The 18,232-nt window shown below is 62.3% G+C and carries 10 protein-coding genes and 10 pseudogenes; 9 read left to right on the top strand and 11 right to left on the bottom strand.

What is annotated here, in order from left to right:
- Positions 1-24 precede the first annotated feature (24 nt).
- Positions 25-285: pseudogene (locus tag DK389_RS06120) on the top strand (glutamine--fructose-6-phosphate transaminase (isomerizing)); the annotation flags it as partial.
- On the opposite strand, the pseudogene DK389_RS06115 reads toward DK389_RS06120, so the two are convergent.
- Positions 282-803, bottom strand: a pseudogene (locus DK389_RS06115) (glutamine--fructose-6-phosphate transaminase (isomerizing)); the annotation flags it as partial. The pseudogenes DK389_RS06120 and DK389_RS06115 overlap by 4 nt on opposite strands.
- Before the next feature lie 738 nt (positions 804-1,541).
- Here DK389_RS06115 and DK389_RS06110 point away from each other — a divergent pair.
- Together DK389_RS06110 and DK389_RS32100 are read left to right on the top strand one after the other, a co-directional pair.
- A complete protein-coding gene (locus tag DK389_RS06110; RefSeq protein ID WP_109888113.1) occupies positions 1,542-2,576 on the top strand; it encodes a glycosyltransferase family 25 protein in 1,035 nt (344 codons plus the stop codon).
- An 82-nt stretch (positions 2,577-2,658) separates the two neighbouring features.
- Positions 2,659-2,766 (top strand): annotated as a pseudogene (locus tag DK389_RS32100) (IS630 family transposase); the annotation flags it as partial.
- A gap of 110 nt (positions 2,767-2,876) precedes the next feature.
- On the opposite strand, the pseudogene DK389_RS06105 reads toward DK389_RS32100, so the two are convergent.
- Positions 2,877-3,086 (bottom strand): annotated as a pseudogene (locus tag DK389_RS06105) (IS481 family transposase); the annotation flags it as partial.
- Between the two features lie 114 nt (positions 3,087-3,200).
- On the opposite strand from DK389_RS06105, the gene DK389_RS34905 reads away from it, so the two are divergent.
- From DK389_RS34905 to DK389_RS06095, 3 genes and pseudogenes are all read left to right on the top strand, one after another.
- The gene (locus DK389_RS34905) at positions 3,201-3,329 is read left to right on the top strand and encodes a hypothetical protein (RefSeq protein WP_257791944.1); all 129 of its coding nucleotides are present in this window, start codon (positions 3,201-3,203) and stop codon (positions 3,327-3,329) included.
- Positions 3,323-3,607 (top strand): annotated as a pseudogene (locus tag DK389_RS33945) (integrase core domain-containing protein); the annotation flags it as partial. The gene DK389_RS34905 and the pseudogene DK389_RS33945, both read left to right, overlap by 7 nt.
- Positions 3,505-4,034, top strand: a pseudogene (locus DK389_RS06095) (IS110 family transposase); the annotation flags it as partial. The pseudogenes DK389_RS33945 and DK389_RS06095, both read left to right, overlap by 103 nt.
- A 2-nt stretch (positions 4,035-4,036) precedes the next feature.
- On the opposite strand, the pseudogene DK389_RS06090 reads toward DK389_RS06095, so the two are convergent.
- Positions 4,037-4,144 (bottom strand): annotated as a pseudogene (locus DK389_RS06090) (IS481 family transposase); the annotation flags it as partial.
- Positions 4,145-4,202: 58 nt separating this feature from the next.
- Between DK389_RS06090 and DK389_RS06080 the strand changes: the two are divergent.
- Positions 4,203-4,378: pseudogene (locus tag DK389_RS06080) on the top strand (IS630 family transposase); the annotation flags it as partial.
- Positions 4,379-4,481: 103 nt separating this feature from the next.
- Here the strand turns inward: DK389_RS06080 and DK389_RS32095 are convergent.
- The 3 genes and pseudogenes from DK389_RS32095 to DK389_RS06070 form a co-directional block, all read right to left on the bottom strand.
- Positions 4,482-5,069 carry a methyltransferase domain-containing protein gene (locus DK389_RS32095; protein ID WP_162560524.1) on the bottom strand — a complete coding sequence of 196 codons (588 nt, stop codon included), beginning with the start codon at positions 5,067-5,069 and terminating at the stop codon, positions 4,482-4,484.
- A 644-nt stretch (positions 5,070-5,713) separates the two neighbouring features.
- Positions 5,714-5,902, bottom strand: a complete 189-nt coding sequence (locus tag DK389_RS32090) for a hypothetical protein (RefSeq protein WP_162560523.1) — start codon at positions 5,900-5,902, stop codon at positions 5,714-5,716.
- Positions 5,903-5,921: 19 nt separating this feature from the next.
- A pseudogene (locus DK389_RS06070) lies at positions 5,922-6,152 on the bottom strand (hypothetical protein); the annotation flags it as partial.
- Between the two features lie 287 nt (positions 6,153-6,439).
- On the opposite strand from DK389_RS06070, the pseudogene DK389_RS33940 reads away from it, so the two are divergent.
- Positions 6,440-6,907, top strand: a pseudogene (locus tag DK389_RS33940) (IS110 family transposase); the annotation flags it as partial.
- A gap of 201 nt (positions 6,908-7,108) precedes the next feature.
- Here the strand turns inward: DK389_RS33940 and istB are convergent.
- Together istB and istA are read right to left on the bottom strand one after the other, a co-directional pair.
- Entirely contained in the window at positions 7,109-7,972 is an 864-nt protein-coding gene (gene istB / locus DK389_RS06060; protein ID WP_109888111.1) for an IS21-like element helper ATPase IstB, read from the bottom strand.
- On the bottom strand, positions 7,969-9,231 hold the full coding sequence (istA, locus tag DK389_RS06055) for an IS21 family transposase (RefSeq protein WP_109888109.1): 1,263 nt from the start codon (positions 9,229-9,231) through the stop codon (positions 7,969-7,971). Before istA ends, istB begins: the two co-directional genes overlap by 4 nt.
- 182 nt (positions 9,232-9,413) lie before the next feature.
- Here istA and DK389_RS06050 point away from each other — a divergent pair, with 182 nt between their 5' ends.
- On the top strand, positions 9,414-9,986 hold the full coding sequence (locus DK389_RS06050; protein ID WP_109888107.1) for a transposase: 573 nt from the start codon (positions 9,414-9,416) through the stop codon (positions 9,984-9,986).
- 152 nt (positions 9,987-10,138) lie between these two features.
- On the opposite strand, the gene DK389_RS06045 is transcribed toward DK389_RS06050, so the two are convergent.
- From DK389_RS06045 to DK389_RS06040, 3 genes are all read right to left on the bottom strand, one after another.
- On the bottom strand, positions 10,139-11,257 hold the full coding sequence (locus DK389_RS06045; protein ID WP_210206734.1) for a glycosyltransferase: 1,119 nt from the start codon (positions 11,255-11,257) through the stop codon (positions 10,139-10,141).
- Between the two features lie 269 nt (positions 11,258-11,526).
- Entirely contained in the window at positions 11,527-12,324 is a 798-nt protein-coding gene (locus DK389_RS32080; RefSeq protein WP_162560521.1) for a hypothetical protein, read from the bottom strand.
- 1,548 nt (positions 12,325-13,872) lie between these two features.
- Positions 13,873-14,106, bottom strand: coding sequence for a hypothetical protein (locus tag DK389_RS06040; protein WP_109888103.1), 234 nt, complete (start codon positions 14,104-14,106; stop codon positions 13,873-13,875).
- Positions 14,107-18,232: the final 4,126 nt, after the last annotated feature.

Below are 18,232 nucleotides of genomic sequence, written 5' to 3'. Positions count from 1 at the left end.
AGTCGTCCGCGTTGAGAGAGCGACATGTGCGGCATTGTCGGGCGCGACGCGGTGGCAGGCCAGGTGATCGAGGCGCTGCGCCGCCTCGAATACCGCGGCTACGATTCCGCCGGCATCGCAACCCTCGAGCACGGCCGCCTCGAGCGCCGCCGCGCCGAGGGCAAGCTCGCCAACCTCCAGCTCAAGCTGATCCAGGCCCTGCTGTCCGGCGCCATCGGCATCGGACACACCCGCTGGGCCACCCACGGCAAGCCCAACGAGACCAACGCTCACCCCCACGCCACCACCTCGGGCTGCTCGTGGATCTCTTTCGCCATGAAGTGGCGATGGTTGCCCTTGTCGATGCGGTAGGCCTGGGCGGCGATCTTCTGGCGCGGGCGCTCGACCGGCCGGCCGGCGACGTCGCGGATCTCGGCGCCCTCGCGGGTGAGGATCGCCCAGTCGCCCTCCTCGAGATAGGTGATCTCGTCGGTGAAGGGGGCGAGCGCCAGCGCGTCCGAGCCGAGATAGGTCTCGCCCTCGCCGTAGCCGATGGCCAGCGGCGCGCCGTGGCGGGCGCCGATCAGGAGGTCGTCGCGGCCGGCAAACAGGAAGCCGAGGGCGAAGGCGCCGCGGAGTTTCGGCAGGGTGGCGGCGACCGCCTCGACGGGGCCGAGGCCCTGGGCCATGGCGTGGCTGACGGCCTGGGCGACGACCTCGGTGTCGGTCTCGAAGGCGATGCCGTGGGCCTGGAGTTCGCGCTTCAGCTCGCGGAAGTTCTCGATGATGCCGTTGTGGACGACGGCGAGGCGGTCGGTGGCGTACTCAGCCACCACATCGAGCTGATCAAGCGCCAAGTCAACCTCTCCACCTTATACGCATATCTGAACAAGGCCCACACGATCTTCGCAGGACGAGTTTATCCCTTAACGTTCATACTGTAGAGGAGGGCGTGGCCGAACTTGATGAATGGAGCGTACAAGTAGAAGTATTAGGCGGAGTTTAAGCGGTCTAACACCTTTATTCAAGTAGGCTCGCTTTTCCGTTTGGATCGCTTTGATGCTGTGGACATCTTGAAGATGGGACATTGAGCGCGCGGGATTTGAGGTCTTTTCGCTTTTTTGTGAAGACTAGATTTGTCGTGTAAATCTATCGATTTTTGAGAAACACCATCAATTCGGGGTTGTGAATAAGAGTGATGCTCGGTATAGTGTTAATTCGCACTCTCAAGCAAATTTTCGCGGGAGAGAGATCTATTATTTGTAAATAGCTGAGCAGCGAGACTCTTCGTCTCAGGCAGTGCGAGGGGCAATCTCGGCCAGTTTGCACTTGCAGAGTCGTCAGGAGCAATCGCTCGCGACTCGCGCGGAGTATAAATACTGCATGTGGTGGCGTATTGAGTATCGAGTATTAAATCAATCCTGGCCTATACATAGGAGCGCTTTAACTGCAAAGGCTGGCTGTGTGTTTCTGTTATTTATGCAGTAAGAAACACTTGTAGACGTGCGGCTTGCCCCCTGCGACGCTATGCTGCCCTCGAAATTCTTCTCAAGGAGCTTGCCATGAGGCAACAAGATGTCGATGTGGCGAAAGATAAGATGGATAGTACTGTACTGTGCTGGTGTGAAGGGAGATTTCAGGAAGTGCCGAGGCCGGATTGGTGGAGGTCTGATAATAATTGCGGAACTCTGAATTTTCCCGTTAAGGCCGAGTACGCCGTCGGAGAGACGGCTCGCGTATCTTTGTATTATGTTGCAAGCAATGATGGTTGGATTATCAGATTTCAAAATTCAAATAATCTAACCTTTGACATTTTGTCGCGCAATCGTGCAGATCTTCTTGACTTTTTTACAACGTGGATCCCAGTTTTTTTGCAACTTCGGCCGGCAGCGGTCCAAGAACGCCAACCGAATTCCGAACAACTCGAGTCTGCAGTTCCTTTCCCAGTCGTCTTTGTTATCAATATGGATCAGCGGCTGGATAGATGGTCGGCGATCCAAGCAGAATGTCTTACTGTCGGAATTACTCCAAATCGAGTTTCGGCTATCGAGTATACACCGGGCTGGATAGGCTGCGGCTATTCTCATCTCAAGTGCATCCAAATGGCGAAAGAGCGTCGCTTGCCATGGGTGCTGATACTGGAGGACGACGCTACCGTAACCGAAGAAGGAATGACACGATTCAAAGCGATGTTGCCATATTTATGGTTTAATCGTGACAAGTGGGAGAGATTCAACGGTGGCCCTACGCTTCCTGCAGATGCGATTATAAGGCTGATGGATTTAGAGAGGAAACTGCTCTACGCGCGCGGATACACATCTCATTTTAACCTAATACATTCTGGAGCGTATGACTTAATTCTGCGGTGGAATCACGATTATGGCCAGCAAATCGATGTCTATTTCATTGAACTGGAGAAAAAGTTTAGGACAAATTTCAGTAGTATCGCAACGGTTCCTCACATTTCGATCCAACGGCCAGGGTCCTCCGATATAAGCACGGATGGTTATGGTGTCGGGGACGATTACAGCAACTTTTTTCGATTTTCAGAGGCGGTGATGCGAGATTTTCTTAGAAAATTAAGCGCTCAATGCTAGCCTATTTGTAGGTGATTTCAGCTGTAGCTACGTTTGACTGGTGACGGGTAGGTCGAGCCTGCTTCGGGGGAAGCACTTCTTTAGTGTCACCGAGACCCTGGTCCCGGTGCTGCAGCCGGGCGACATCGCCGTCATAGACAACCTGTCCGCCTACAAGGTCGCGGGCGTGCAGGACGCGATCAAGGCCGCGGAACTCTAGTGCACTGACGCAGACGAACGCTCCACGCGCTCACCTGCTAATCGCTTGCAAACGCGGAAGAAATTGCGTTGCTCGCTGTACGTTTTGTCAGCGTCAGTGCACTAGGTGTATTGTCTCGGGATTTGATAGTGCGGGTTCTGGGTAAACCTGGCGGGCTCATCTATCCAGGCTTTGCAGATGGCTTCGTAGGGTGTCAGGCCCCGTAGGGTCTTCAGGCGGCGCGCAAAGTTGTAAGCCGCCACGAAGTCGGCGAGGTGCTGCCGAAGCTGGTCATAGCTGTCATAATAGAAGCGCTTGACGGTCGCGTCCTCGACGATCCAGCCCTTCCACTCGACTTAACCATTATCCGGTACGTGACGTGACCTGACCGGCTGGCTTTGGACCGGGCTGATTGCGAGGATCAGCCAGGACCGGAGGAGCTGGAGATGAAGCGAGGACAGAGGCCGAGTGCCGAGCAGGTGGTGCTGACGCTGCGCCAGATCGAGGTGCAGACAGCCCAGGGCAAGAGCATCGCCGTTGCCTGCAAAGAGGCGGGCATCTGCGAGCAGAGCTGAAGGACGAGTGCCTACGCCAAGAGATCTTCTACTCGCTGAAGGAGGCACAGGCTGTGATCGGCCTCTGGCAAAACACCTACAACTGCGTCCGGCCGCACTCGTCCTTGGGCTATCGGCCACCCGCGCCCGTCAGCTGCCCGGCTCTCGCCTTCTGCCTACCCATGGCCGCTACCATTTCGCGGAGCAGCTATCGGCGGACGACGTCGTGGTCGTCGAGGCCACTGGCAATGCCTCGGCCGTGGTGGCGGTTCTCACGCCGCACGCGAAGAAGGTGGTGATCGCCAACCCGATGCAGGTGCGGATGATCGCGTATGCGAAGATCAAGACCGACCCGATCGACGCTGGCGTCCTGGCGCAGCTCTACGCGAGCGGGTTCCTGCCGGAGGTGTGGGTTCCGAACGAGCCGACCCAGGCGCTACGCCGGCAGGTCACCCGCCGCAACCAGATCGTCCGGCAGCGATCCCGGCTGAAGAACATCATCCAGTCGATCTTGCACAGTCACTTGATCCCATCCTGTCCCACGCCGACCTCTGCGGGGCCAGGGGCAGGGCCTGGCTAGTCGAGCAGGTCGTACCGGAGGACGAGCAACTCGCGATCGAGCGGCACCTGCGCGAGTTCGACAGGCTTGGCGAAGACCGGAAGGTCATCGAGCGCGATCTCGCCCGCTCGGCTCTCGCTGACGAAGGCGTCAAGCGGCTGATGACGAGGTTGATGCCGTAGCGCTGAGCAAGCTGCCTCAGGCTCGCTTGACTATGCTGTATCGCTCGACGGACTGCCGCTGTCGTCGTGGCGCACCCGTGGTGAACCTGTCCCATAGCGCATCCTTCCACTCGCGGGAGGAAATTGCGCCATCAAACCCTGGGATCAAACATCAGGCTCAGGTACCTGCCGTCCTACAGCCCTGATCTCAACTCGATCGAGCAAGGTTTCGCCGACAAAGGGCGCTGCTGCGCAACGCGGCAGCCCGCACCATCCCGGATCTATGGGCAGCGATCCGGCAGGCCTTCACCTCGCAGGAGTGCCGCAACTACCTCGCTGCAGCCGGATAGGAGAACGACTTGGCCGTTGCTACATGAACGGTAACACCGTTCGTTTCGCCTGTTTACCATCTCTGCAGAACGTCGCCCTATGGACATCTGGCCGCCCCGTCACTCAGATGCGAGTGTTGTTGCTGAACAACAACCCAGTTGCGGCAAGGTACGGCGCGCCTTCCTGACTCGCGATCGCCCTGACGCGCCTCGTGTCCTCTTCAAGCAAGCTACAGCCGCGGCTCACCAAGTGATCGACCCAGTATTCCGGTGGTTGGAGGTTAACATGATGGTAGCCATTCTGCCCTGGCAGAGCATGGGTCATCAATATGATGCGACCACAAAGCAGACTTGCGAGCAGGTTATCGAGATGCTTCTCTTCGATATGCTCCACGACCTCCTGGCAATGCACTAAGTCAACACGTGCATAAACGCCGGATTTCGTGAGATCGTGCTGAATCGTTGGATAAAACGACCTATCTACATTATCACGGAAACCGTCAACAGCGACAGTAAAGATTCCCTTGCTGGCGAAATAATGTGCGGCAAAGCCGGATCCGCTGCCAAGGTCCATCGCTGATCTGATGGCAAAACGCTCTCTCACATAATCCCAGGCGCGAGGGCACCATGTAAAAGGGTCGCCAACAGTGATGTTGCCACCAAGATGAGGCGAGTCGTTACTCTTTGCACTCGTTAATCCTGCGTAACTCACGGCTATGTCTCCTGCTAAGAGGAAATCTCGGATTAACGGCTGGACGCTGAATAGGCAAGACAGAAATAATTATTAGGCGATGCAGTGCCAGTAAATCGCATCAGAAGGATCCGTAAAATATTCACATACAGCTGTAGGTGCTACCCCTCAGAACTCGATCGATGATCGATGCTGCGGCCTTGAGTGCCTAACGCGGTACCGAACTCAAGCGGTTGCTGGAGGCCGATCTGGATCTGGCGCTATGCCTATGTCTCAGGTGAGCCTCTGATTACCCGGTAATTATCGATGACGCAGGTTAGAGGGATTGAGCACCAGGCCAAGTGCTCGGGCGTAGTCATTTTCCCCGCCGTCACTAGGGAACTCGTGGGCATTCAGCCGTCAAAGCGCCGTTCTCTCGAAAGCTGATGCATCCCGGCCAGAAATAACCAACACAGCGCGCTAATGCTGTATAATACGAATTGCGCAGCCTCGCAGGCACAAATGGAAGCTGCAGGGCACGGCAAGCATTGTGCCTGTCAGCGTCGGCCTTGGACAACCGCCCATCCTGATCTCCGGGCTGCGTCTCTCGCGAACCCTCACACCAGCTCCTCCTCCGTTTTCGGGGATGAACTCGAGGACGACTATGCCGACGTAGTCGAGCCAGCCTACATCCTCTTTGGAACCACGCGCGGCGAGTTCACCTTCGGTGTGTCGCTGGGGCGTTCGCCGGTGAAGGGAATCACGCCGCCATCGCGTTCAACTGGACCGGACGCGAGGAGAGGGATGACGCCTAAGGCTTCGGATGCGCCGAGCTTCGGGTCGACGGCTCGCTCTACGGCGAGATTGGCTTCCATGTCGACGACGAAATCTCCTTCATTGCCCGCCGCTGGCCGAGTTCTTCAACAGCCTGCTGTTTTTCGGTCCCGGCATGTGGTGTGACGGATCGAGCCTGAAGCGCTCGGGCTCTTTCGTCCAGGTCTGGCAGATGAACTCGTAGGGCGTGAGGCAGCGCAGGATCTTGAGCCGGCGGCCGTAATTGTAAGCATCGACGAACAGCTGCAGGTGCTGCCGCAACTCGTCATGGCTGGTGTAATGGTAGCGCTCGGCCACCACTCTCACGCTCATTGGTGCACCTCATTGGTGCACCTTCCGACCGGCGCAGGCGAGCCTCCTTATGGGGTAGCGTGCGTCAGCCTGAGCACCTGCCGTGACGGCCACTTACGCTCGCCCCTCTTGAGGGCTCAAGAGAGACCGCCGCACGGCCGGTGCCGGGAGGACCGGACGGACCACAGGGTGTCGCGCCAGAGCCTGCCAGCCAGAGCGCCTGTCAATGAGCGATCCGCACGACCTCCCGGCTCGGGTCAGTCTAGCCCTCCCGGAGATGCCAGCCCATGCTTATGACCGTCGGCCTCGACTGGGGTGCAAGCGGCCATGCCGTCTGTGCACTCGATGAACACGGCACCATTCTGGTCCGGTTCGAATGCCCCCACTCGGCGGCGGGGCTGGCCGAACTGCTGCGGCGGTTGAGGCGGGTCGCCGCTCCGGAAGCTTTGCCAGTGGCCATCGAGCGCCCCAGCGGCCTCGTCGTCGAAGCCCTCGCGGCGGCGGGCCACCCGATCGTGCCCATCCATCCCAACGTCGTAAAAGCCTGTCGCCCGCGCTACCACGCGGCCGGCGGCAAGTCCGATCCGGGCGACGCCTACATGCTGGCCGATATCCTACGCACCGACGGACACCGCTTCCAGCCGCTCACTGCCATATCCGGGGAGATCAAGGCTCTGCGGGCCCTTGTTCGAGGACGCGACGATCTGGTGGCTCAGCGCGTCTCACTCACCAATCAGCTCCGGGCTGTGCTCGACAGTTTCTGGCCCGGCGTCGCGACGATCTTCGCGGCCCTCGACAGCCCAATCGCGCTGGCCTTCATCGCCCGCTACCCCACGCCCGAGAGCGCCCATCGTCTGGGTGAAAAGCGCATGGCCAGCTTCCTGAGGCAGCAGGTGTCAACGCCGGGTGGCTTGTCCTCAGATCCGCCGAAGCAAATTTCCCCACTCTGGCGCGCTTCACGCCGGAGCGGGATCGCCTTCGCGCCGCAGCGGCGGACGACCGCGGCGCTTGGGTGCCGGTGGCGGCGTGATGAGCGCCTTCGAGCGGACGTGCTCGGGCACCAGTTCGGCATGCTGGCGCAGGCGGTAGCTCGATCCCTCGATCTGCACGACGACAGCATGGTGCAGCAGGCGGTCGAGCAACGCGGTGGCCACGACCGGATCGCCGAACACCTCGCCCCACTCGGCAAAGCCGCGGTTCGAGGTCAGGATCATCGCACCCCGCTCGTAGCGTGCGTTCACGAGCTGGAAGAACAGGTTGCCCCCGCCCGGCACCACCGGCAGGTAACCGATCTCGTCCACGATCAGCAGCGCGAAGGCCGAGAGGAAGCGGATGCGCTCGCGTAAGCTTCCCTCCCGCTCCGCCTTGGCGAGCGAGGCGATGATGTCGGCCAACGTCGCGAAGTAGACGCTGCGTCCCGCCTTGATCGCCTCCACGCCAAGTGCCACCGCCAGATGGCTCTTGCCTGTGCCGGGCGGTCCGAGCAGGTGGACGGCTTCACGCCGTTCGATGAAGTTTAGCCCCGCCAGCGCCAGGATGCGGTTGCGGTCGAGTGAGGGCTGGAAGGCGAAGTCGAAGCCGGCGAGCGTCTTCACGCTCGTGATGCGCGCCGTCATCATCGCCATCTTCACCCGCCGGTTCTGGCGCAGCGTCAGCTCCTCGGACAGCAGCACGTCGATGGCGTCCACCGCACCGATCTGCCCCTGCTCGATCCGGCGCAGGGTCTGGTCGAGCACCTCCAGCGCCCGGGCCATCTTCAGCCCGACGAGGTTGCGCCGGATCCGCTCCAGCGTCGTGGCGGGGTCGAGCCCGTCCGTCATGGCCGGCCTCCCTCGGCGAGGCGCCGACCGACCGCCGCGTAAATCTCCAGCGAGCGCCGCGCCACCTGGTCGCCGGCGCGGCCGATGACGAGACCGGCCTCGCGTGTCGGCCGCTGTGAACGCGGAGGAAGCACGGCTCGGCTGCGGTGGCCCGAGGCGACCCGGGTGCGCCGATGGCCCTCGATCACGGGGTGCACGGCGACCAAGCGCCCGGCATCGAAGATCTGGATCTCGTCGGCGAGCTGATGAACCTCGACGACGCGGCGCGTCCGGTCGGGCACGCTGTAGAGGTTGCCGCCCACGCTCACGAGCCCCTCGTGCGTGACGCGCCGCTCCAGGCGCAGCACGGCGCGGAAGGGCAGTGCCGGCAACGGCCGTAAAGTCGGCTGCTCCTCAGCAAAGGCCTCCGCGACGACGCGGTGCGTGGTGCCGTGCAGACGCAGGTTGGCCACTGTGGCGAGCCAGTCGTCGAGCTGGGCGTTCAGATCGTTGAGATCGCGGAAGGCACGCGCCAGGAAGAAGTCCTCGCGCACGTAGCGGAACGGCCGCTCGACCTTCCCCTTGGTTTTGGCCCTGTAGGGCCGGCAGGCGCGCGGCAGGAAGCCATAGTGGGCGGCCAGCGCCACGAGCGAGCGGTTGTAGACGATGTGGCCATCCTCGCCCTCGCCGGTCACCGCGGTCTTCATACGATCATAGAGGATCTCACCGGGCACGCCGCCCAGGGCCGTGAAGGCGGCGATGTGGCAGCGCAGGACCGTCTGCAGATCCTGGTGCGGAACGAAGCGTGCCCAGATCTGGCGGGAGTGGCCCAGCACCATCGAGAACAGCCAGACGATGCGCGTCACGCCCGGCTCGTCGGTGAAGCTGACGACGAAGCGGGCAAAGTCGACCTGAGCCTGATGCCCGGGTGGCGTCTCGAACCGGACCTCGAACGGGGCCGGCAGCGCCGGACGAACGTCGCGCAGGTAGTCGGTCACCGCGGTGTAGCCGCCTGCGTAGCCGTGCTCCCTGATCTCCCGCCACAGCCGCGAGCCGGTGAGCGCCGGGAAGGCGGCGACGCGCTCGCGCAGGTAGCCGGTGAAGGGATCGAGGCGATGCCCGCGGGGCGGACGCGGTTTGTAAGCCGGCGGCTCCAGGCCGCGGGCGATGTACTTGCGGACCGTCTTGCGGTCGAGGCTGAGCTGGCGGGCGATGGCGGTGACGGACAGGCCCTGACGATGCAGGTCCAGGATCATGACGAGCTCTCCGAGCTGGACCACCACCGACGCTCCCCGTGCGTTCACGAGGTTCGATCATCGGCGGGGCGGCGACGCCCGGCTGCCAGACGAACAGCGCCCGAACTCGCGGACGCGGCAAAGCCTGGGGATTTTTCAGTCGGCGCCTTCGGGGATCATTCACCCGGCATCGACAGCAGGGCTATCCTGGCCGCCGAACTCCAGCCGTGTTGCTGGAGCGGTTGCGTGCGGCTCCTGTCGGCCAAGCACCGGCCACGGAGACCGAGGCCAAAGGTCGGCTCGTTCGCGCGCTCGTCAGCGTTCTGGAGACACTCACCGTCGAGATCGGCAGGCTGTCCTCGCGCATCGAGCAGGCTGTGGCCGAGTTGCCGGACGGACGGATCATCATGTCCTTCCCCCGCGCTGGCCGCATCAACGCCGCTCAGATGCTGGCTGAGATCGGCGACGAGCAGGCACGTTTCCAGACCTTCGACCAACTCGCGGCCGAGGCCGGGGTATCGCCAGTCACACACGCATCCGGCAAACGCCGCGGCGTGGTGTTCCGCTTTGCCTGCAATCACCGGCTACGCGCCGCCATCACGTGCTTTGCCGACAACTCTCGGCATGCCAGTACTTGGGCTGCGCAGCACTATGCCCGAGCTCGGAGCCGAGGTTGCACCCACTCTCATGCGGTCCGCGTGCTCGCGCGAGCATGGCTGCGTGTTCTCTGGCGTGCCTGGTTGGACGGAAAGCCCTACGATCCTCAGCGACACAGCTCAGCCGTCCGACTGACCCGCTGATTGGACAGGGCTGGACACAGGGTGTCTCTCTTGACGAGCTTGGATTGCCCGACGGACCGTCTCAGCCGTCGTGGCGCTGCCGTGGAGAACCTGGCCCATAGTGCGTCCCTCCATGCGGCGTCAGTCGTACCACCACACAGCGGGATCAAACATCAGGGCTGTAGGTCAGAGTGGCTCCTAGCTCCCTTTTTCCGCGAAAAATCAGCGTTCACCTCAATGCGTTCACGCTGATCCGATGGAATTCTTCCCTCCTGCAGAATCTGCAAACAACTATCCAGACTTTCCTGAAAATGCCCGCTCCAATATGCCAAGATCGAAAATTCATCCAATAGACCGTATTCGTAAATCCAGGGCAGCACAAAAAGTCCGCTACTCGGAATTGTAATTGAGACCGCGTGCTTTCCGATGAGAAACCCCTGATGATGCAAGCCACACCTGCGGCAGAAGTTCATAGCTGCATGTAAAGACTCGGCGCGGGTTGGACGCCCTTCGAAGGCTTTAAGATACATACCGATTACCTCAAAGTCAGGATAACCGAGCTGCTCCATCATCGCTGCCGATTGCCACGTGCTGTAGAAAATCTCCTCTTCCCAATATCCAAGCCTAGACCGCTCGATATAGTATTTAAGTGCCAGCTCATTATTGCCACTATCGCGGTAGCTTTGAGCGAGATAGAATGTATAACGCGAGACAAGAAATTCGTCAGTTTCGCTCACTAGCGCTTTCTCTAGAGTGCGCGCATCGTCTTCATACTTTCGAGGATTTCTGCTTCTTGCCCCTCCGCGGCCCGATATGATATGAAATCCCGACTCGATTGTGCCACTCGACGATCTGGGCGGCGCCTCAATGAACTCGTGCAAAACTCCACGATATACAAATTCAAGATTATTTTTCAGTAATTGTGGGCGAAAGTACTCAGTTGGGTATAAAACGATTTTGATGTGATAAAAATCTTTATTTAGCTGCTGTTTGAAAGCAGCTTCGTTAAAATCATCATCGTAGACTATCACCTCGTCGGCATCGAGAACTAAAGCATAAGAAATATCAGTTCTTTGGCGTAATCTGCGAAGACAGGATGTTCTATTTGTCGCAAAATCGACCCATGCTTCTTCGATGACTTCGCCGGGGATGTCTTGCTCGTGAAGGTACTCGGCGATCAGCCTCTGCGTTTCGTCTGTCGATCCAGTATCCACGATCAACACATAATCAATCAACCTTCGAGCGCTTTCAATACATTTCACAATTACATCAGCTTCGTTCTTCACGATCATACATAATCCAATCATTTGCCCTCTCCGGCGGTAAATCGCTAAATTACATGATCCTGTGAAGAAAACGACCGCTCGCCAGCTGTTCAGAGCGCGCTTTATCGCTAACATTAGCTCTCCGAGTACGGCAGTCAGCCGCTGCAAATTTCCAGTCTATCAAGGCTCTAAAATAAAAGTTCAGAAAAATACGTTCGTGAATAGCCTGCCTCAACTTCGAAGATCCGCATCAGGTTGAACTTCGGCGTAGTGGGACGGATGTACGGTATCACCCGCTAATTCGCGGTAAGATTTCGCATAAATTGGGCCAGAGCGCCGCTCGTTCCGAGCTCCCTACAGCTAGCTTCCCACAAAGAGAGATATTCCTCAAGCGGAGTCGCGCTCCGAGCGGGCCAGCGATTTAAGGCACCTAAATCCCCGAGTATTGACTCGCATTCTCCAATTTCCTCGACTATATAGCATACTAGCTTTACAGCTGGGCCACTTAAGCCGGACTGACTTTCGATCTCGCGACGGTTTTCCTTAAACCAATTGGTGGGAGAGTTAACCGGTGTCGGATCGCCGTGCTGCATCAAAACGCGTAGTCGGTATTCGCGGATTGCTTCAGAAAATCTAGGAGCACCAGCGATCACCGGGCTTAAAGCCCAGTTTGTCGCAAGCTTGTCTAGCCCGTGGATTGAAAATGCTTCGACCAGAACTTCTTCAACCCATTGGCACGGCGGCGCAGATTTAGCATCCGATTGCCAGCTATTGCAAAGAACGTGCCCTAGCTCATGGCCGAATTGATAGGCAAGTCGCGACCAGTCGTTTTCTCCGACATCGACGATAATGCACGCCGTGTCCGGGCGATCGGTATGCCACCAGATGGAAGGAGGTGTGATTCCGCCGTCGTTGTGTCCATCGATAACTAATTTGGCTGGCTGACGATCAGAGAAAAGCTGAAATCCGCTCAAGCAAGCAGCCCGCGCCGCTTCAACAACTTTCAATACATTGCCCCGGCTAGAAACGCTCCAATTCCCAGCAAGTTCCATTTGAGCAGAAGAAAGTTGCGCGTCTGAAGAAGAAAGAGGCATTTGCCGACCTTTCGAGGATGCACTTAGCGGAAACTGTTCGCAGCAGAGCAGCTCATATGCGGCGTCTGGCTTCCAGACGGAATACTAACGCAGAAGCGTGCCGAATGGCAGCTGTGCTCAAGAAAATTTGCTATGCAAGATGCTGGCGTTGATCGAGGGAAGGAGATGCGCGGGTACGTCATACAGCGATTTTCTGCCGTGTCGTGACATTAGAGCAGTTGTGTTGATACTCAAACTGCGGCAGTCATTCCTCTAGTTGAACCCACCTCGTAAATGTAAGGCAAATGGTCACCTCTCCTCAGTGTCCGCAGCAGGAGCCTCAGTTTGCAGGATCATTGCTTTGCGTGAAATGAACCTTGCGCAACGAGGCCGTACTCGGCGAGACAGCCGCGCAAGCGTCGATAAGTGAGGTCGGTGAGAGAGCTGTGCTGGCTAGACAGCACGTCGCGGCTCCGACCGATGACTGCGGACGCTTGTGCGGCCCCTTTTAGAGACGACAAAGCGCAACGTCGAGCGCTGCGCGGCCTCACAGGACGCCCCCGCGTCGGCATCAGCCGCGCGTTCTTCTTCCGCTTATCGTGGGTGTGCATGCAAGTGGGCACACTCACGCCTCAGCGCGTGGCCGAGCTTCGCGATCTTGCATAGTCAGTGATGCGTGTCGGTGTTCGGTCTCGACGTCTCTCATCCTTTTTGGGCGCGCAAACGTCAGTGATTGTCACGCCAGATACTCGCGCTCGCCATTCCTATGCTGAGGCTTGTGTGTGTCGCTGGAAAGCTGCACCAATGTGCGCGAGATCTTCCCCGGGCGCTGGGATTGAGCCTGGTCACCGCTCAAAGGTGGCGATTAATACGGGCCAGCAGCGATGTCCGAATTGGTCGAAAGGAGCAACGCTCCAGCGTGCCGAGCTTGAGGAAAGTGGCGCGCATCGTCATTCTGTCGCGGCACGTCCTGTCGGCGCTGGACGACTCTCTTTATGTGTTACGCGTCGGGACTAAATATCTGGGCGGGATCCGGCTCATACACTATACCTTCGGAGATCGCTGAGTAACATTTCAGACCGGACTATTATAGCACAAACTGGGACTATTGCTCATCACGGTTCATAGCGCATCAGGTTAGAGTTTGGTCGCGGACGAATATCAAGAGCGGGTTCCGAAGGTTTAAGATTACGGAACCCGCTCTTAACTTTCTTTGGAAGGAGCGCGGTGCTCGTTGGCTCGCGCTCCGTCGTGGTAAGGCTCGTCAGTTCTGCGGGTTCAACGCGCTCTGCACTGTATGCTGAGTGCCGGAGTTGTCGGACAGCAGCCCGCCGGCGGGTGTAGTCTTCGGGTCAGATGCCTGACCACATGGTCCGCCGGCAAGCGAACTCTGCCCTTTCCCACCCTTGAACTCTGTGAGGAGATCAAGAGGCTTGCTCTGGGTCTGGACGCTTCCACCGGACTTGGCGGTGGCATCCTTTGTCGAACCTGCTGAACCAATTAGGTCATTAAGTAGCGTGTTGGCCGGTGTTGCTGGGGCTCCGCCGCTCTTAGCATCTTGAATGAAGCTCAGGCCGCCTTTGCTCCTACGGTCGTCGAGGTCGTCCGCATTGATCGCCACCGCTTTCGACCGACCTGTTGACCATTTGTCGTGCTGATGGCCCTCGCCGTGGCCGTTATCCCGATCATGGTCATGGCCCCTGCCGTGGTGACGACCCCTGCCGTGGTCATGATCGCGGTCATGGTCATGATCCCGGTCATGGCCATGACCCCTGCCGTGGTCATGATCCTTGCCGTGGCCATGCCCCGTTCCGCCGGTCGGACCCGTGCCTCCCGTCGGGCCAGTGCCACCCGTTGGGCCAGTGCCACCCGTTGGGCCAGTGCCGCCGGTCGGACCTGTGCCGCCGGTCGGACCTGTGCCGCCGGTCGGGCCAGTGCCGCCGGTCGGACCTGTGCCACCCGTCGGGCCAGTGCCACCCGTTGGGCCAGTGCCTCCGGTCGGACCCGTGCCTCCCGTCGGGCCAGTGCCACCCGTTGGGCCAGTGCCACCCGTTGGGCCAGTGCCGCCGGTCGGACCTGTGCCGCCGGTCGGACCTGTGCCTCCGGTCGGACCTGTGCCACCCGTCGGGCCAGTGCCACCCGTTGGGCCAGTGCCGCCGGTCGGACCTGTGCCTCCGGTCGGACCCGTGCCGCCGGTCGGGCCAGTGCCTCCGGTCGGACCTGTGCCGCCGGTCGGACCTGTGCCTCCGGTCGGGCCAGTGCCGCCGGTCGGGCCAGTGCCACCCGTTGGGCCAGTGCCGCCGGTCGGACCTGTGCCGCCGGTCGGACCTGTGCCGCCGGTCGGGCCAGTGCCGCCGGTCGGGCCAGTGCCACCCGTTGGGCCAGTGCCGCCGGTCGGACCTGTGCCGCCGGTCGGACCTGTGCCGCCGGTCGGGCCAGTGCCGCCGGTCGGGCCAGTGCCACCCGTTGGGCCAGTGCCGCCGGTCGGACCCGTGCCGCCGGTCGGACCCGTGCCTCCCGTCGGACCTGTCGGACCCGTCGGACCTGTGCCACCCGTCGGGCCAGTGCCACCCGTTGGGCCAGTGCCTCCGGTCGGACCTGTGCCACCCGTCGGGCCAGTGCCACCCGTTGGGCCAGTGCCACCCGTTGGGCCAGTGCCGCCGGTCGGACCCGTGCCTCCCGTCGGACCTGTCGGACCCGTCGGACCTGTGCCACCCGTCGGGCCAGTGCCACCCGTTGGGCCAGTGCCGCCGGTCGGACCTGTGCCGCCGGTCGGGCCAGTGCCGCCGGTCGGGCCAGTGCCACCCGTTGGGCCAGTGCCTCCGGTCGGACCTGTGCCACCCGTCGGGCCAGTGCCACCCGTTGGGCCAGTGCCTCCGGTCGGACCTGTGCCACCCGTCGGGCCAGTGCCACCCGTTGGGCCAGTGCCTCCCGTCGGACCCGTGCCGCCGGTCGGACCTGTCGGACCCGTCGGACCGGTCGGACCCGTGCCTCCCGTCGGACCTGTCGGACCCGTCGGACCTGTGCCTCCGGTCGGACCTGTGCCACCCGTCGGGCCAGTGCCACCCGTTGGGCCAGTGCCGCCGGTCGGACCTGTGCCTCCGGTCGGACCCGTGCCTCCGGTCGGGCCAGTGCCGCCGGTCGGGCCAGTGCCGCCGGTCGGACCCGTGCCTCCCGTCGGACCTGTCGGACCTGTGCCTCCGGTCGGACCCGTGCCTCCGGTCGGACCCGTGCCTCCGGTCGGACCCGTGCCTCCGGTCGGACCTGTGCCTCCGGTCGGACCCGTGCCTCCCGTCGGGCCAGTGCCACCCGTTGGGCCAGTGCCACCCGTTGGGCCAGTGCCGCCGGTCGGACCTGTGCCGCCGGTCGGACCTGTGCCGCCGGTCGGGCCAGTGCCGCCGGTCGGGCCAGTGCCACCCGTTGGGCCAGTGCCGCCGGTCGGACCCGTGCCGCCGGTCGGACCCGTGCCTCCCGTCGGACCTGTCGGACCCGTCGGACCTGTGCCACCCGTCGGGCCAGTGCCACCCGTTGGGCCAGTGCCTCCGGTCGGACCTGTGCCACCCGTCGGGCCAGTGCCACCCGTTGGGCCAGTGCCACCCGTTGGGCCAGTGCCGCCGGTCGGACCCGTGCCTCCCGTCGGACCTGTCGGACCCGTCGGACCTGTGCCACCCGTCGGGCCAGTGCCACCCGTTGGGCCAGTGCCGCCGGTCGGACCTGTGCCGCCGGTCGGACCTGTGCCGCCGGTCGGGCCAGTGCCGCCGGTCGGGCCAGTGCCACCCGTTGGGCCAGTGCCGCCGGTCGGACCCGTGCCGCCGGTCGGACCCGTGCCTCCCGTCGGACCTGTCGGACCCGTCGGACCTGTGCCACCCGTCGGGCCAGTGCCACCCGTCGGACCTGTCGGACCCGTCGGACCTGTGCCACCCGTCGGGCCAGTGCCACCCGTTGGGCCAGTGCCTCCCGTTGGGCCAGTGCCGCCGGTCGGACCCGTGCCTCCCGTCGGACCCGTGCCGCCGGTCGGACCTGTCGGACCCGTCGGACCGGTCGGACCCGTGCCTCCCGTCGGACCTGTCGGACCCGTCGGACCTGTGCCTCCGGTCGGACCTGTGCCACCCGTCGGGCCAGTGCCACCCGTTGGGCCAGTGCCGCCGGTCGGACCTGTGCCTCCGGTCGGACCCGTGCCTCCGGTCGGGCCAGTGCCGCCGGTCGGGCCAGTGCCGCCGGTCGGACCCGTGCCTCCAGTCGGGCCAGTGCCGCCGGTCGGACCCGTGCCTCCGGTCGGACCCGTGCCTCCGGTCGGACCTGTGCCTCCGGTCGGACCCGTGCCACCCGTCGGGCCAGTGCCACCCGTCGGACCTGTGCCTCCGGTCGGACCTGTGCCACCCGTCGGGCCAGTGCCACCCGTTGGGCCAGTGCCGCCGGTCGGACCCGTGCCTCCGGTCGGACCCGTGCCTCCGGTCGGGCCAGTGCCGCCGGTCGGGCCAGTGCCGCCGGTCGGACCCGTGCCTCCAGTCGGGCCAGTGCCGCCGGTCGGACCCGTGCCTCCGGTCGGACCCGTGCCTCCGGTCGGACCCGTGCCACCCGTCGGGCCAGTGCCACCCGTTGGGCCAGTGCCTCCGGTCGGACCTGTGCCACCCGTCGGGCCAGTGCCACCCGTTGGGCCAGTGCCGCCGGTCGGACCCGTGCCTCCGGTCGGACCCGTGCCACCCGTTGGGCCAGTGCCTCCGGTCGGGCCAGTGCCACCCGTCGGACCTGTGCCTCCGGTCGGACCTGTGCCACCCGTCGGGCCCGTGCCACCCGTTGGGCCAGTGCCGCCGGTCGGACCTGTGCCTCCGGTCGGACCCGTGCCGCCGGTCGGGCCAGTGCCTCCGGTCGGACCTGTGCCACCCGTTGGGCCAGTGCCGCCGGTCGGACCCGTGCCTCCGGTCGGGCCAGTGCCGCCGGTCGGGCCAGTGCCGCCCGTCGGACCTGTCGGACCCGTCGGACCCGTGCCTCCGGTCGGACCCGTGCCACCCGTCGGACCCGTGCCGCCGGTCGGGCCAGTGCCTCCGGTCGGACCTGTGCCGCCGGTCGGGCCAGTGCCTCCGGTCGGGCCAGTGCCTCCGGTCGGACCTGTGCCTCCGGTCGGACCTGTGCCGCCGGTCGGACCCGTGCCTCCCGTCGGACCTGTCGGACCCGTCGGACCCGTGCCTCCCGTCGGACCCGTCGGACCCGTGCCACCCGTCGGACCCGTGCCACCCGTTGGGCCAGTGCCGCCGGTCGGACCCGTGCCTCCGGTCGGGCCAGTGCCACCCGTCGGACCTGTGCCTCCGGTCGGACCTGTGCCGCCGGTCGGGCCAGTGCCACCCGTTGGGCCAGTGCCGCCGGTCGGACCCGTGCCGCCGGTCGGACCCGTGCCGCCGGTCGGGCCTGTCGGACCTGTCGGACCCGTGCCACCCGTCGGACCTGTCGGGCCAGGAACTGCGTTAACACTCACTTCGCTTGTTGCATCTAAGTCAGTGCCGCGAATCGTAGCGGCGTCATTATTGTCATCATAGGCCACAAAAAATGCTGCAGTCTCACCGTTACTGGAAATAAAAATATTGTTTACATCGCCTGCACTGGAGTTCCACACCCCAAACTGGTAAGTTCCGGCCGGCAAACTTGTGGTGAAGGAAAACGGGGTTTCTGTTCCAGCAGCCGAGTCGAACGGATTGTTTGTATTTCCAACTGTGCTCGTTTCGGTATGCCCTAAAAGTATCCATCCTGAGGATGAGCTTTCTCTATAGTAGAAATATACGTCATCCGCATTAGAGGGATTTGCTGCAGACATATTATTCGTCTGGGTCGTGGTTCCCGTGATCGTGATGATACCCTCAGAAGGCATGACCCTCTCCCACATCTCACGAATTCGCCGGCCGAGCCCACGCCCAATCGAGGCAGCTCCACCCCT

This window comes from Methylobacterium durans, assembly GCF_003173715.1.
Classification (GTDB): Bacteria; Pseudomonadota; Alphaproteobacteria; order Rhizobiales; family Beijerinckiaceae; genus Methylobacterium; species Methylobacterium durans.
This window is presented reverse-complemented; position numbering and strand designations above follow the sequence as displayed.